Below are 14,719 nucleotides of genomic sequence, written 5' to 3' on the forward strand. Positions count from 1 at the left end.
ACGGGAAGCGGCCCATTTGCTTTGGCGCTTACCGCTTGATGTCGGTCAGATGCTTCATGAGACCTTCGTAGCGGAACTTGTGGATCGGACGGTCCATCGACTGCATTTCCTGCAACTGCACCGCTTGCGGACGCAGCGATCCGGTCGGCGTCACAGCCTGGGCACGCAGCGTTGCAACAGCCGGCTGCATGTTCTGGATGCCGACGATCTGGTCATACAGCGCCTTGTCGATGATCTGCGCGTTGTACAGCTGCGTCGCATCGCCGGCGATGTTGGTCGTCGTCGCCTTGTTGGTGATGGTGCCGGCCTGCGCCAGCAGCGCGCTCCACAGCGTCGGGCTGTAGTTGGTCACGTAGTAGTCCAGGCCCGTCGGGTTCGCCAGCACGGCCGAGCATGTCGGCAGGGTGACCTGTGCGGTCTGCTGGTCCAACACCACCGTTTGCGTCTGCGCCAGCCCATCGCCGTAGGCGATCGTGAGCGGGATGTTCCATTGATAGCCGGAATAGACGTTCTTGTTCGGGAACGCCTTCTGCGTGATCGTCAGCACGTTCTGGTTGGTGGCCGGGTTGCACTGCGCATCGATGCTGACCAGCGGCACGCCGGTCTGGCGCACAAAGCTGTCGCCTACCTTGCCGACGGGCTTGCCGCTGGCGGCTTCCAGCTCCGCCCACAGGCGCGGCGGCGTGCCATTGCCGAACTTGTACTTGTTCAGGTAGCTCTGCAGCCCCTTGCGCATGGCATCCTTGCCGACGTAATTCTCGATCATCTGCAAGACATGGCCGCCCTTGTTGTAGGCAAAGCGGTCGAGGAAGTCCATCGAGCCGGCGTCGCTCAGGTTGTGCTGTACCGGTACGGCGGTCGGCTGCAGGTCCAACGTGTAGACGCGCTGCTTGACGGCTGCATAGTCGGCCCAGGTGTTGCCCTGGAACTCGGGATGCAGCGCGATCTTGGTGACGTTCTCGAACCAGTTGGCGAAAGATTCGTTCAACCAGATGTCGTCCCACCAGTCCAGCGTGACGAGGTCGCCAAACCATTGGTGCGCCAGTTCATGCGACACCACAACGAACGAGCGCGCCTTGCCCATCGAGTGGACGGTTGTCGGTGCGCCATCGGGCGGCACCAGCACCTGGTCGGCAAACTCGAAGATGGCGCCCCAGTTCTCCATGCCGCCAAAGCCGGCATTCTTGTTGTCGTAGCTGTCGTTGGCGACGATGGTGTCCATCTTGTCGAACGGCAGCGGGATCTGGAAGTAGTTGTAATAGTGGTTCAGCGCTTCCTTCGTGAACTGCATGCCGGCCACCGCCGAGTGTGCCTCGCCAGGCGGCACCCACCAGCGCAGGCGCATGCTGCTGCCATCGAGCGGGTTGGTGAACTGGTCTTCCAGGATGTCGAACTTGCCGCCGCCGAAGAACAGGAGGTAAGCAGGCATCGACGGCGTCTTGGCAAACGACACCTGCTGATAGCCATCCGGTAGTTTGGTCGCGCCGGTCTGCCTGCCGTTGGCCACGGCCTTCCAGTCGCCCGGAATTTCGGCCGTCACCTCGAAGGTGTTGCGGAAGGCCGGCTCATCCCAGCTCGGGAACCACTCGCGCGCGAAGTTCGACTCGCCTTGCGTGACGATGGCGTCAGAGCTCTCGCCCGTTGCGGCCTGCAGGCCCAGCTTGAAGATGCCTTCAGCCTTGGTGAAGTTGATCGTGCCCGTCCATTCCATATGGAGCACGTAGTTGCCGGGCTTGATGTCTCCGGTCGGGTCGCGCAGATCGTAGAAGGCCCCTTGCGATTGCGGAATCGGCACCAGCACGCGCGATGCGCCGTTGCCCGAGGTGGGCGTGAGCGTCAGGCGCGAGGCGTCGAGCTTCAGGTCGCGCACGGCCAGCGTGACGGCGCCGGTCTGCTTGGTGACCTTGATCTCTACGTCGGCGCGGCCCGAGAAGCTGTTCAGGTCTGCGCTGGGGCGGAACCACAGCTTGTAGTTGACGGGCTTGATGTAGTCCGGCAGTTCCACCGGGGGCACCGATGCATCGACGGCCGGCGCCTGCGCATTGGTGTTGCCTGTATTGGTATTGCCCTGCTGCTGCGAGCCGTTTGCGTCCAGCTTGCCGCCGGCCGGGGTAAGCCCGTCATCTCCGCCGCCGCCGCACGCGGCCAGAATCAGCGCGGCCGCAGCCTGAGCCACAAGTGCCAGCTTGAACGAACGACGTGTCCGGGCGCTGTAGGCGCGTCCGGTGCGTGTCGTGGCCGTACGACGGTGGGTTGTCGAATCCCGCATTGCATTTCTCCTGAGGTGGAAACGAATCGGCGGCCCAGGGCTCAAAAGAAAATGGGGGGCAGGCCGCAGAATCGGGACAAGGAATTACCCGCTTCTTGCGCGGTGCAAATCACAGCCCGCGCACGGGATGCACGGATTCTGGAGGAAACGGCCTGCGAATCGAGACGAAGTTTTTTAAATCACGAGCAAGGGAAGATGCCGGAGAATTTGCAATTTTTGGCATGCGCATACGCAAAGCTGCGGCCACTTCCCGGGGCGCTTGGTGACATCTGCAAAGCGCGTTGAAAAAATGAAATGCGTTTCTCGCTTCGTGAAAATATCTTAAAAATTGAAGCGGCTATTTTTACAACGCCAGATAAAGCAAAACTAAATGCGGGGCGGGATTGGAAAATCCCGTCGGGGAACTTTCTCGGTATTCGGCAAGGTATTGCGCTGCAGCAGCTGAGTGACGATCGCTTGCCTGGGGGTAATCCTTCCGGATGAGGCTGGTGCTGTGCGCGGTGTTACACAAAGCCGTTACGCTTGCAAGGTTTGCGAAGTGTTTTCTGTTTTCCGTAGAGCGATTCATGCAATCCGCGTCCGATAGCGTCAGCAGCCCGGCGGCTGTGGGTGTCAACCTGATCGATTTCTTCGATGTCACCCCCACGTCATTGTGGCTGGAGGATTACAGCGACCTGCACCGCCTCTTTGCCCAATGGCGCGCCGCCGGCGTGACCGATCTGCAGCGCTTTCTGGAAGAGGACGCATCACGCGTGGCGGCGTGTTCCGCCTGCATCAAGGTGCTGCGTGTGAACCGGCGCACGTTGTCCATGTACGCCGCGCCGGATGCCGAAACCCTCACCGCGCGCCTGGCCGACGTACTGCGCGACGACATGCTCGAGGCCCACGTGGGCGAACTCGTTCAGCTCTGGTCTGGCGAGCCGTCGTTCGAGAGCCGCAGCGTCAACTACACGCTCGATGGCCGCCGCCTCGACATCCTGCTCAAGGGCGTTGTCCTGCCCGATCACGACCAGCCGTGGGACCGCGTGCTGGTGGCCGTGGACGACATCACCGAACTCGAAGACGCCCGCCGCCGTGCCGCGGCCAGCCAGCTCTATGCGCGCGGCGTGTTCGAGCACGCGCCGGTGTCGCTGTGGGTGGAGAACTTCAGCACCATCAAGATGCTGCTGGACGAAGTGCGCATGCAGGGCATCACCGATTTCCGCACCTTTACCGACGTGCATCCCGAGTTTGTCGAGCGCTGCATGCAGGAGATCCAGGTGCTCGACGTCAACGGCTTCACGCTGGAGATGTTCAAGGCACGCAACCGCAACGACTTGCTTGCCCGTTTGCCGGAAATCTTTCGCGACGACATGCGCTCGCACTTTCGCGAGCAGTTGATCGACCTGTGGGAAGGCAGGCTCTTCCAGCAGCGCGAGGTGGTCAACTATGGGCTCGATGGCAACACGCTGAACATCCACCTGCAGTTCTCTGTCTTCCCCGGGCGCGAGAAGGATTGGGACATGGTGCTGCTGGCGCTGACCGACATCACCGCGCGCAAGAAGGCTGAGTCGTATCTCGAATATCTCGGCAAGCACGACGTGCTGACCAAGCTGAAGAACCGCTCGTTCTACGTAGACGAGATCAACCGGCTGGAGCGCAAGGGCCCGTTTCCGGTCACGGTCATCATGATCGACCTGAACGACTTGAAGCACGTGAACGACCAACTCGGCCACGCCGCAGGCGACGCGCTGCTGCGCCGCGCCGGCGAGGTGCTCAGCAAGGCCATCGACAAGCCCGCACACGCCGCGCGCATTGGCGGCGATGAGTTTGCCGTGCTACTGCCCGGCGCCGACGCCCAGGCCGGTGCTGCGCTGGTGGAGAGCCTGCGCAAGCTGGTCGAACTCAACAACCAGTTTTATCCGGGCGCGGTGCTCGGCTTTTCCATGGGCTGCGCCACCTGCCACGAAGGCGGGCGTCTGGAAGAAACGCTGCGCGAAGCCGATGTCGCCATGTACGAAGACAAGCGGATCCAGCACGAAGGCGGACGCCCGGCATAACCGCGGCGCTCGGTGCGCGCTGTCCACCGATCCTGGGGCCCGAACGATCTGGCCCCGGTGCTGATGCACAGACAGACTGCGCTGACACCGCCTTTCTTCAGAAGTCAGCCGGTGCAAAAAACCGTTCGTGCAGTTCTCCCAGCCCCAGCGTGCTGATCACCTCGTTCAGCCGCTCGGTCGGGCGGCGGCGCGGCAGGTCTTTGTACTGCGCGATGATCAACTCGTTCTTCATCGAGTGTTCCCACCCGACGAGTTCCGTCACGCTGACCTGATAGCCGTGCGCTTCAAGCTGCAGACAGCGCAGCACGTTGGTGACCTGGCTGCCAAATTCGCGCGTGTGCAGCGGATGGCGCCAGATTTCCGTGAGCGCGTTGCCGAGCGACTTGCCCTTGTTCTTGCGCAGCACGCCGGCCACCTCCGCCTGGCAACACGGCACGAGCACGATGTATTGCGCGTGCTTTTCAAGCGCAAAGCGGATTGCATCGTCCGTGGCGGTATTGCACGCATGCAGTGCGGTCACGATGTCGATGGTGGGCGGCAGCCTGTCAGACGTGATCGATTCCGCCACCGACAGGTTCAGGAACGACATCCCCTTGAAGCCCAGCCGCGCGGCAAGCTCGGTCGACTTGGCGACCAGCTCTTCGCGCGTTTCAATGCCGTAAATGTGCGAGGTGCCATCGCCCGGCTGCTCTTTGCAGAACAGGTCGTACAGGATGAAGCCGAGGTAAGACTTGCCCGCGCCGTGGTCGACCAGCGTGACGTGCCCCTTGGCTTGCTGCACGTCGGCCATCAGCGGCTCGATGAACTGGAACAGGTGATAGACCTGCTTGAGCTTGCGGCGGCTGTCCTGGTTCATCTTGCCGTCGCGCGTCAGGATGTGCAGTTCCTTGAGCAGCTCGATCGACTGGTTGGGGCGGATTTCGTGGGTCTTGTTGGACATCGTCAGGACAGCCTGGGCGACATGCCGCACGGAATGGGATCGGTGCGGCGGCGCGGAGAAAAAGCGGAAAGAGGGCGTCAGTTTACCGAAAAGCGGGGTGGGCGACGGCAAGCGCACCCTAAATGGGCGCCATGCGCGACCTCGTTTGCCCGCGCTCAGACAGGATGTGACAATAGCGCCCCGCTTGTCTGCCCCGCATAAGCCATCCACCCCCGCATGTCCGAAACACCCAACGCCCCCCTCGTTGCCGTCATCGGCGCCGGCCCCGCCGGGCTGATGGCCGCTGAAGTCCTGTCGCGCAACGGTGTGCGCGTGGAGGTGTTCGATGCCATGCCTTCGGCCGGACGCAAATTCCTGCTGGCGGGCATTGGCGGGATGAACATCACGCATTCCGAGCCGATCGACGCGTTTCTCGGCCGCTATCGCACGCGGCGCGATGCGCTGGCGCCGCTTATTGACCGCTTCAGCCCGGATGCGCTGCGCGCCTGGATTCACGGGCTTGGCATCGACACGTTCGTCGGCAGTTCGGGCCGTGTGTTTCCGACCGAGATGAAGGCTGCGCCCTTGCTGCGCGCATGGCTGCATCGGCTGCGCGAGGCCGGCGTGCAGTTGCATATGCGGCATCGCTGGGTGGGGTGGGCAGAGCCATCGGACCACGCGCAGGTGCTGCGCTTTGAAACCACCGATGTTGAACGCCTCGTGCAAGCCGATGCCGTGGTGCTTGCCATGGGCGGCAGCAGTTGGCCGCGCCTGGGCTCTGACGGCGCCTGGGTGCCTTTGTTGCAGGCGCGCAGCGTGCAGGTGCAGCCATTGCGGCCAGCCAACTGCGGGTTCGATGCCGATTGGAGCGCGCATTTCCAGGAGCGCTTTGCGGGGCAGCCGGTCAAGTCGGTCGCCATCGGCTTGCCGTCGGGCGATGGCGGCGCGCTGCAATTCCGCCAGGGCGAGTTCGTCGTCACGCAGACGGGCATTGAAGGCAGCCTCGTCTATGCGTTGTCGGCGCCCATCCGCGATGCGCTGTCCGCAGAGGGCGGCGTGACGATCTGGCTTGACCTTGCGCCGGGCTGGAGCGCGCAACGTGTGAGTGATGAACTGATGCGCCCGCGCGGCGCGCGTTCGATGTCGAGCCATCTGCAAAGCAAGCTGAACATCACGGGCGTGAAGCTCGGGTTGCTGCGCGAGTGCCTGAGCAAGGAGGCATTTGCCGATCTTCCCGAGTTGGCCAAGGCCATCAAGGCGCTGCCGTTGCGGCTCACACGCACCCGGCCCATTGACGAGGCGATCAGCACTGCAGGCGGTGTCGCGTTTGAAGCGTTGGATGCGAAGCTGATGATCGAGCGTCTGCCGGGCGTGTTCTGCGCCGGCGAGATGCTCGATTGGGAAGCGCCGACGGGCGGCTATCTGCTGACGGCGTGTTTTGCGAGCGGCGCTGCCGCGGGGCAGGGCGCGCTCGACTATCTGGCGACGATGGCGCGCTGAATGACTGGCCTATTGGCGTGCCTTCAGGCGCCACAACGACGTCACCTCGGCAACGCGGGCGCGATAGAGTGGGTCGTTTTCATCGGTCGCCTTCGGGTGCTTCGGCTTGATGTCTTCACGGCCCACGACCTGAAGGCCGGCTGCGTCGATTATCGCCAGTAGCGCATCGCGCGTGCGCAGGCCCAGGTGCTCGGCAAAGTCCGACAGGATCAACCAACCTTCGCCGTTGGGCTCCAGGTGTGCGGCCAGCCCATTCAGGAAGCTGCGCAGCATGCGGCTGTCAGGGTCGTAAACGGCGCGCTCGATGGGCGAGCTGGGCCGTGCCGGCAGCCACGGTGGGTTGCACACGATCAGTGGCGCACGCCCTTCGGGAAACAGATCGGCTTCAACAATGTCGACGTGGGTTTGCAGCCCGAGGCGCGCCACGTTCTCACGGGCGCAGGCCAGGGCACGTGGGTCCTGATCCGTGCCGATGACGCGCTTCACGCCGCGTTTGGCCAGCACCGCCGCGAGCACGCCCGTGCCCGTGCCAATGTCGAACGCCAGCGCTTTTGAAGGCAACGGCGCCTTCGCCACCAGATCGATGTATTCGCCACGCACCGGCGAGAACACGCCGTAGTGCGGGTGAATGCGCTCACCTCCGAGCGCGGGAATCTCGACACCTTTCTTGCGCCACTCATGCGCGCCGATCAGGCCCAGCAGCTCACGCAGCGAGACGACGGAGGCGGCGCTGCTCGTGCCGTAGGCCTCCGTGCAGGCTTCGCGCATGTCAGGCGCGCGGCGCAGCGGGATGCCGTAGTCCGCATCCAGAGGGATCAGCAGCATGCCGAGCGTGCGTGCGCGCTGCGATTGCGCCTGCCGGTGCAGGTTGAACGCATCGATGGCAGAGGTGGCTTCCTTGCGCGCCTTGCCGGGTTTGCGATCAGTGCGGCGGGACATGGCCTGCAGCAGTTGGCGCGCGTTCTGGAAATCGCCCTGCCAGAGCAGTGCGGTGCCTTCGCAGGCGAGGCGGTAAGCCGCATCGGCGGTGGTGCGATCGTCCGCAACGACCACGCGCTTGGGCGGCGGATTGCCGGCTTCGGAGCGCCAGAGGACAGTATGGACGGCGTCGCTGCTGGCTTCAGGGCGGTCGTCGGTCCAGGTGAGGGTGGGGTGATCGGTCACGGGGGAAATGGCAGGAAAGCCAGGAGGGTGCGGTAGTGGGCGACACAATACCGCTGTCGGCCTGATCGCACAAATGCGGAGGGGCGACCCGGACGCCCTCCGCGGCAGCGCTGGAGTGACTCGGTTTCGGCGAAGCCCCCATGTCATTAAAGGCCCAATGCCCCGCTCTGCGCTGGAGGATGCGGCACTATATCGCCGGCGAGCCGATTGATCGCCCTGATTCTTCTTCGGAAGTGACGCTTTTGCCACCCAAAGACGACTGTCCGATGGGGCAGGCAGTGTAAACTCCAGCCTTTTTTCGGCACTCGTAGCATGGCGCACGCCCAGCAACGCAGGGCGCTCAGCGGCCCTGCGCTGATCCGCATTCTTGCTCGCCTGACGGACGTCGACGTTTCCGCATCCGCGCAGCCCCTCTCAGACCGGTTGAGCCAATGGCTCAGTTGGACGGATGCCATCACGCTTTCGTCGGCACTGAGCGCGGCACCGCCCGCCATTGCGTCCAGCACGCGGCCCGTCGGCCCGGACGCCGAGACCATCGGTAGCCGTGTCCGCGCAGCGCTGACGAAGTCCATCGCGTCCAGTTGCGCGCCCGATGCCAGGACGGGCCCACGCGCGCCGATCCAGAGCCCCTCGGCGCCGCTGGTGGTCGACTATGCCGATTTTCGGCAGCGCTACGTGCTGATGCAGCAGACGATGGAGCTGGAGATCAGTGAGCTGCGTGGCCGCTTGCGGCGCTTGCTGGCAGCCAGAACGCCCGACCTCGCGCGCCTCGCGGTATTGGACGCCAGCATGGAGCAGGCGCTCGCGGGCCGCGAACGTTCGTTGCTGGGGACCATTCCGTCGATGCTGGGGCCGTACTTCGAGCGCTTGCGCACGGCCGAGCAGCAGCGGCAGGCCGAGTTGCCCGCAGAGGGCCAAGCCACCCAATCCACATCCCGCGCCTGGCTGGATGCGTTCCGCAAGGATATGCAGAGCGTGCTCCTGGCCGAGCTTGATGTTCGTTTTCAACCGGTCGACGGGTTGCTTGCAGCCCTTCGCCCCCGCTAAGCGGGACAGACACCATTCATGTCCAGACTTCACCTGAATCTCATCGTTTTCTTTGTCGGGCTGGCGGCCTTGGGGTGGATTGCCGGCGGTTACCTCGTTGGCGGAAATCTGCTGGCGCTGGCTGTCACGCTTGTGATTGGTGCCGCCTATGTGGCCGGCGCCCTGGAGCTGCGCCGCTATCGCCACGCCACGGGCACGGTCACGCAGGCCGTGGCGGGGCTGTCCGAGCCACCGCCCAAGCTGTCTGCCTGGCTGGAACAGCTGCACCCGAGCCTGCGCAATGCCGTGCGCCTGCGCGTGGAAGGCGAACGCGTTGCACTGCCTGCGCCCGCGTTGACGCCGTATCTGGTGGGCCTGCTGGTGCTGCTCGGCATGCTGGGCACGCTGCTTGGCATGGTGGTGACGCTCAAGGGCACGGGCGCGGCGCTGGAGAGCGCGACGGATTTGCAGGCGATCCGCGCATCGCTTGCTGCCCCGATCAAGGGGTTGGGATTCTCGTTCGGTACCTCGATTGCCGGTGTGGCGACGTCCGCCATGCTGGGGTTGCTCTCGGCGCTGTGCCGGCGCGAGCGGTTGCAGGCAGTCCAGGCGCTCGACGCAAAGATCGCGACCACGCTGCGCATCTATTCGCACGCGCATCAGCGTGAAGAGACGTTCAAGCTTCTGCAGCGGCAATCCGATGTGATGCCCGCGCTGGTTGACCGGCTGCAGGCGATGATGACGTCGCTGGAGCAGCAGGGCGCAGCCAGCAGCGAGCGGCAGATCGCCGCCCAGCAGGCATTTCTCGATAAGACGGAAGCCGCCTACAGCCAGCTTGCTTCCTCGGTTGGCGAGTCCCTGAAGGACAGTGCCGCCGAAAGCGCACGCGTTGCCAGCGCCGCGCTGCAGCCTGTGGTGGAAACGACGATGGCTGGCCTCGCGCGTGAATCGGCCGCGCTGCAGGAGACGGTCACGCACGCAGTGCAGCGTCAGCTCGACGGCCTGTCGACCCGCTTTGAAGCCACGGCCGAGACGGTTTCCGGCATCTGGAACAACGCCTTGTCGGCGCATCAACGCTCCAGCGAAGCGCTGGTTGGCCAGGTCGGCACCTCGCTCGACCGGTTTGCTGAAACATTCGAGCAGCGCTCGGCGCGGTTGCTCGATGGCGTAACGGACCGACTGGACGCCACGGCAGGCGGCTTGGCCGCTGCCTGGCGTGATGCGCTTGCCCGGCAAGAACACGCCCACACCGAACTGGCCGTCCAGAACCAGCGCGCGCTGGAGGCCGCTGCCGCCACGTTCGAGCAACACGCCGTGTCGTTGCAGGATGCGTCGCGCCAGTCGCATGCCGCGCTGCAAGCCGCGCTGGAAGCACGAGACGCGCAACGTCTGGCTGCCTGGACCGAGGCGCTCAGCGCAACGGGCGGGAAGCTGAGTCAGGCGTGGGAGAAAGCGGGCGCCGATACGGCCAATCGTCAACAGGACATCTGCAATGCGCTGGCGCAGACCGCGCGCGATATCGCTTCGCAGCAGGAGGCATCGCGCCAATCGAATGCCACGCTGCAAGCCGCCCTGGAAGCGCGCGACGCGCAACGTTTGGCCGCCTGGACCGATGCACTTGGCGCGATGGGCGCCAAGCTGAGCGAGGTGTGGGAAAAAACAGGCGCCGATACGGCAAGCCGTCAGCAACAGATTTGCGATGCACTGGCGCAAACCGCGCGCGACATCTCTGCGCAAACGCAGGCGCACGCCAACAACACGATCAGCGAGATTTCTCGCCTGGTACAGGCTGCATCGGAAGCGCCCAAGGCTGCGGCCGAAGTGGTGGCCGAGCTGCGCCAGAAGCTGTCCGACAGCATGGTGCGCGATACCGCGATGCTGGACGAGCGTGCGCGCCTGCTTGGCACGCTCGAAACGCTGCTCGACGCCGTCAACCATGCATCGACCGAGCAACGCACAGCGGTGGATGCGCTGGTGGAAACGTCGGCGGATCTGCTGGAGCGCGTGGGCGTGCGGTTCACCGATCGGGTGGAAGCCGAGACCGGCAAGCTCGGCGCGGTGGCCGCGCAGGTGACCGGCAGCGCCGTCGAGGTGGCCAGCCTGGGCGAGGCGTTTGGTGTGGCCGTGCAGCTGTTTGGCGAGTCGAACGACAAGCTTGCGGCGCAACTGCAGCGCATTGAAGCGGCGCTCGACAAGTCGCTCACGCGCAGCGACGAACAGCTTGCCTACTACGTGGCGCAGGCGCGTGAGGTGATCGACCTGAGCATGCTGTCCCAAAAGCAGATTCTGGAAAACCTGCAAAGGCTGGGTGACCAGCGCGCGCTGGCCGGGACCGACGCGGCATGAGTGACGAGATTGACGGCAGCGTAGATGGCGCAGGTGGCATTGAGGCCACCGCACCGGTTTGGGCCGCGTTTGGTGACCTGATGTCGGTGTTGCTGGGCGCGTTTGTGCTAATTCTGGTGGGCGTGATCGGCGTGCAGCTGGAGCTGTCGTCCAAGCTGGAGAGCGAGGTCAAGCAGCGCGAGGCCGAGGCGCAGCGCCGCAAGACGCTGGAGCAGGCGCTTGCTGGCCCGCTGGCGGCCGGGCGCGTGACGCTCGTCAACGGGCGTATCGGCATCAATGGCAATGTGCTGTTCGCGATCAACTCCGATCAGCTGCAGCCCGAGGGCCGCACGCTGATGAAGAGCCTCGCGGGGCCGTTGGCGGCGTATCTCACGTCGCGTGAAGAGATCCTGATGGTGAGCGGGTTTTCCGACGATCAGCAGGTACGTGCCGGCAACCGCTTGTTCGCAGATAACTGGGAGCTGTCCGCCAAGCGCGCCTTGACCGTGACGCGCGCCCTGATTGACGAAGGCATTCCCGCCTCCAGCGTGTTTGCGGCAGCGTTTGGTTCGCAGCAGCCCGTGAGTTCCAATGCGGACGACGTTGGCCGTGCGAAGAACCGGCGTGTGGAGATCGCGCCGGTTCCAAGGCAGGCCGCTTCCAACGGTGGACGCCGTGAGCCGCACTGATTTGTCCACGCAAGCCATGCTCGACAGTTGGCGCGCAAGCGGCGCGGACCGGCTGAACCGCGTGCGCTTTTGCTTCATCGAGGCGCTTCATCGGCGCACGTCCGGTCAAACCGGCGAGGCGCGGCGCATGCTCGAAGCGCGGTTGGGCGAACTCGTCGCGGCCTATGCGGGCGATGTCGATCGCGCGAAGGCGGCGTCCGTTTCGTCCGACTCAGATGCGCCTGCCGGCAGCGCGTTGGCCGAACTGCTGCGTGACATTGCCAGCCGTGAACGCATGGATGTCGGCGACGCTGCGAATGGCGGTTCAGCGCGGCATCTGCACACATTGCCGGACCTGAAGATTCTCGAAGAGGTGCGGGACACCTGGTCCCGCGTCAGCGCCGAAAAACAGTTGCGCGACGCCTTGGAGAAGGTGCCGGTGAATGCGGGTCCGCTGAATTCGAGCAGTCTTGTGCATCGGTCACTGCTATTGATGCGCGAGGTAGCACCCGATTATCTGCGGCAGTTTTTGTCGTATGTCGATGCGCTTTCCTGGCTGGAACGCATGAGCGGGGACGGGGCCGCCGGTGGCCACGAGGCTGCTCGCAGTGGCGGAAAGGCGCGGGGTAAGGCGCGCTAGGAATTCCAGCAGTCCATCAGTCGTATATGTGACATAGGTATCACTGCTGGCTCTTTTGACCAGCAGGCACGCAAAAAAGGGAGCCAAGGCTCCCTTTTTCTTTGCGGCGGTTTCTTGCTGCGATTATCAGCTGTTGACCGCTGCGTCCTTGACCTTTTTCAGCGCGCGGACCTTGACGCGCACGGTTGCCGGTTTGGCTTCGAACCACTGGTCGACGCCGGTAAAGGGGTTCTTGCCGAAGCGGCGCTTGGTTGCCGGCACCTTGACCGACGTCACCTTGAACAGGCCCGGCAGCGTGAATTCGCCGGCGCCCTTCTTGTGCAGCGAAGCCACGATGGTGTTCTCCAGATGGAGCAGCACGGCCTTCACCGCCTTGGCGTCGACGGCAGCTTGTTCAGCCAGATGGCTCACCAGGCTCGCCTTGGTGAACGTGTCCTTCAAAGGCTTGAGGGTCGGCGTCGTTGCAGCAGGCTTCTTTGCCGGCGCGGCCTTTTTAGCCGGCGAGGCCTTCTTTGCAGCGGTCTTGGCAGCGGTCTTGGTTTTGGTGGCCATAGTGAGAATAGATGGTTGGGTAAAGTTGACCATTCAATGGAAGCGACGCCTGTGCAGCGCGCTTCGAGCAAGCATAGCAAAGGTTCGGCACCGTGGAGGCGTTATCTACGCTGTTCGGGGGCCAGGGAACGCTTATTGCATACGGTTTGGTCGTTCATCAACCAGCTGAAGCGTCCCAGGTTCAGCACAGACATGCCCCAACGAAAATCGTCGCGGAGCGTGGTGAGTCCCAGAAACCGCGCGCCCGTGCTCGCCCGGCTGCGTCAATCCAAGATGACGCGTTCGACTCATGCGTACGTTCGCGGCAGCACCGTGAAGTTTTACGAGTGGCTGAGCGAGGTGCAGCCGCACACCTTCCCGGAGGGGCCCGTCATCTGGATTTGCGGCGATTGCCATGTCGGTAACCTCGGCCCCATTGGCGATGCCTCCGGCGCCACGCGCATACAAATCCGGGATCTGGACCAGACGGTGCTTGGTAATCCCGCGCACGACCTGATTCGGCTTGGCGTGTCGCTGGCGACGGCCGCTCGCGGGTCAGACCTCCCGGGCATCGTGACCGCACGAATGGTGGAAGCGCTGATGGCGGGCTATCTGCACGGCATCGATCCGGATGCGGCGCTGCACCTGCCGCCGCGCCCCGCCTCCGTGCGTACCGCCATGAAGGCGGCGACTGCGCGTACGTGGAAACAGTTGGCCCAGGAACGGCTCGATGGCACGTCTCCGTCCATTCCTCTGGGGCGCCATTTTTGGCCGCTCTCTCGCGAAGAACGGCGCGAATTGAAACAACTCGTGAGCCAGCACGAGGTGCTTGCCTTGGTGGCGCGCCTTTACGAGATGCCCGGGGAAGCCTCGGTCAGCATCGTGGATGCGGCGTACTGGGTCAAAGGGTGCAGCTCGCTCGGGCAGCGGCGTTATGCCGCCTTGCTCGCGGTCGACCAGGATCGCGGGCCGCGGTATCGGCTGATCGACATCAAGGAGGCGGGAAAAGCCGCAGCGCCCAGTGCCTCAGCAGGCGAGATGCCCCGGATCAACGGCGAGCGCGTGGTCACAGGTGCGCGCCGTCTCTCTCCCGACCTGGGCGATCGCATGGCATGGGGGCGCATGCTGGGTAGCAGCTTTTTCATGCGCGAACTTCAACCGCAAGATCTGAAGCTGTCTGTCGACAAGCTGGAGCACAAGGACGCCACGGTATTGGCTGCTTATCTGGGCAATATCGTGGGCCTCGCACACGGCAGCCAGATGCCGCGAGATGTCGCCATGGCCTGGCACCGTGAGCTGAAGGCGCGTCACGGACGGTCCATCAATGCGCCGTTCTGGCTGTGGTCTTCGATTGTCGACTTGCTCGGGCTGCACGAGCGCCAGTATCTTGAGCACTGTCGCGCCTGGGCCAATTGATCTGATCTGATCTGATCTGATCTGATCTGATCTGATCTGATCTGATCTGCTGCGCCGCACCCATCTGCGGGCACAAACGCTGCTATCGGCGCTTCCCAGACCTGGCGCGGCTGGCATACCGAAGGCGAGGCCATTCGCGACGGCATGGAACAGGCCCGCTTGCTGCTCACGCATGAGCGGCCTTGAGTTTTGAGCCTGGGCGCTGGGCCTACGGCTAAATTG

12 protein-coding genes are annotated in these 14,719 nt (G+C 64.0%); 8 read left to right on the top strand and 4 right to left on the bottom strand.

Features of this window, described 5'->3' with window-relative positions; translation table 11 throughout:
- Positions 1 to 28: 28 nt before the first annotated feature.
- Positions 29 to 2,269 carry a M1 family metallopeptidase gene (locus tag M1D44_RS19000; protein ID WP_024977693.1) on the bottom strand — a complete coding sequence of 747 codons (2,241 nt, stop codon included), beginning with the start codon at positions 2,267 to 2,269 and terminating at the stop codon, positions 29 to 31.
- Positions 2,270 to 2,563: 294 nt separating this feature from the next.
- On the opposite strand from M1D44_RS19000, the gene M1D44_RS19005 reads away from it, so the two are divergent.
- Both M1D44_RS19005 and M1D44_RS19010 read left to right on the top strand, forming a co-directional pair.
- A complete protein-coding gene (locus M1D44_RS19005) occupies positions 2,564 to 2,752 on the top strand; it encodes a hypothetical protein (RefSeq protein WP_152543713.1) in 189 nt (62 codons plus the stop codon).
- Between the two features lie 83 nt (positions 2,753 to 2,835).
- Entirely contained in the window at positions 2,836 to 4,308 is a 1,473-nt protein-coding gene (locus M1D44_RS19010) for a sensor domain-containing diguanylate cyclase (RefSeq protein ID WP_316853629.1), read from the top strand.
- 97 nt (positions 4,309 to 4,405) lie between these two features.
- On the opposite strand, the gene M1D44_RS19015 is transcribed toward M1D44_RS19010, so the two are convergent.
- On the bottom strand, positions 4,406 to 5,248 hold the full coding sequence (locus M1D44_RS19015; RefSeq protein WP_316853630.1) for a class I SAM-dependent methyltransferase: 843 nt from the start codon (positions 5,246 to 5,248) through the stop codon (positions 4,406 to 4,408).
- A 216-nt stretch (positions 5,249 to 5,464) separates the two neighbouring features.
- On the opposite strand from M1D44_RS19015, the gene M1D44_RS19020 reads away from it, so the two are divergent.
- On the top strand, positions 5,465 to 6,727 hold the full coding sequence (locus tag M1D44_RS19020) for a BaiN/RdsA family NAD(P)/FAD-dependent oxidoreductase (RefSeq protein ID WP_316853631.1): 1,263 nt from the start codon (positions 5,465 to 5,467) through the stop codon (positions 6,725 to 6,727).
- A gap of 9 nt (positions 6,728 to 6,736) precedes the next feature.
- Here M1D44_RS19020 and M1D44_RS19025 read toward each other — a convergent pair whose 3' ends face one another.
- Entirely contained in the window at positions 6,737 to 7,891 is a 1,155-nt protein-coding gene (locus M1D44_RS19025; RefSeq protein ID WP_316853632.1) for a class I SAM-dependent methyltransferase, read from the bottom strand.
- Positions 7,892 to 8,203: 312 nt separating this feature from the next.
- Here M1D44_RS19025 and M1D44_RS19030 point away from each other — a divergent pair, with 312 nt between their 5' ends.
- From M1D44_RS19030 to M1D44_RS19045, 4 genes are read left to right on the top strand one after another with little or no spacing between them, the layout of a single operon-like run.
- Positions 8,204 to 8,938: a DUF3348 domain-containing protein gene (locus M1D44_RS19030; RefSeq protein ID WP_316853633.1), complete on the top strand. Its 735-nt coding sequence runs from the start codon at positions 8,204 to 8,206 to the stop codon at positions 8,936 to 8,938.
- Between the two features lie 18 nt (positions 8,939 to 8,956).
- Entirely contained in the window at positions 8,957 to 11,263 is a 2,307-nt protein-coding gene (locus M1D44_RS19035) for a DUF802 domain-containing protein (RefSeq protein ID WP_316853634.1), read from the top strand.
- Positions 11,260 to 11,931 (top strand): OmpA family protein, encoded by a 672-nt coding sequence (locus M1D44_RS19040; protein ID WP_024977700.1) that lies wholly within the window; start codon positions 11,260 to 11,262, stop codon positions 11,929 to 11,931. The genes M1D44_RS19035 and M1D44_RS19040 overlap by 4 nt, the downstream gene beginning before the upstream one ends.
- Before the next feature lies 1 nt (position 11,932).
- Positions 11,933 to 12,550, top strand: a complete 618-nt coding sequence (locus M1D44_RS19045; protein WP_316853635.1) for a DUF2894 domain-containing protein — start codon at positions 11,933 to 11,935, stop codon at positions 12,548 to 12,550.
- Positions 12,551 to 12,676: 126 nt separating this feature from the next.
- On the opposite strand, the gene M1D44_RS19050 is transcribed toward M1D44_RS19045, so the two are convergent.
- Positions 12,677 to 13,102, bottom strand: coding sequence for an HU family DNA-binding protein (locus M1D44_RS19050; RefSeq protein ID WP_004631552.1), 426 nt, complete (start codon positions 13,100 to 13,102; stop codon positions 12,677 to 12,679).
- Between the two features lie 192 nt (positions 13,103 to 13,294).
- On the opposite strand from M1D44_RS19050, the gene M1D44_RS19055 reads away from it, so the two are divergent.
- Positions 13,295 to 14,497 carry a DUF2252 family protein gene (locus M1D44_RS19055; protein WP_316853691.1) on the top strand — a complete coding sequence of 401 codons (1,203 nt, stop codon included), beginning with the start codon at positions 13,295 to 13,297 and terminating at the stop codon, positions 14,495 to 14,497.
- The last annotated feature ends 222 nt before the right edge of the window (positions 14,498 to 14,719 follow it).

It is taken from the genome of Ralstonia sp. SA306 (assembly GCF_054792405.1).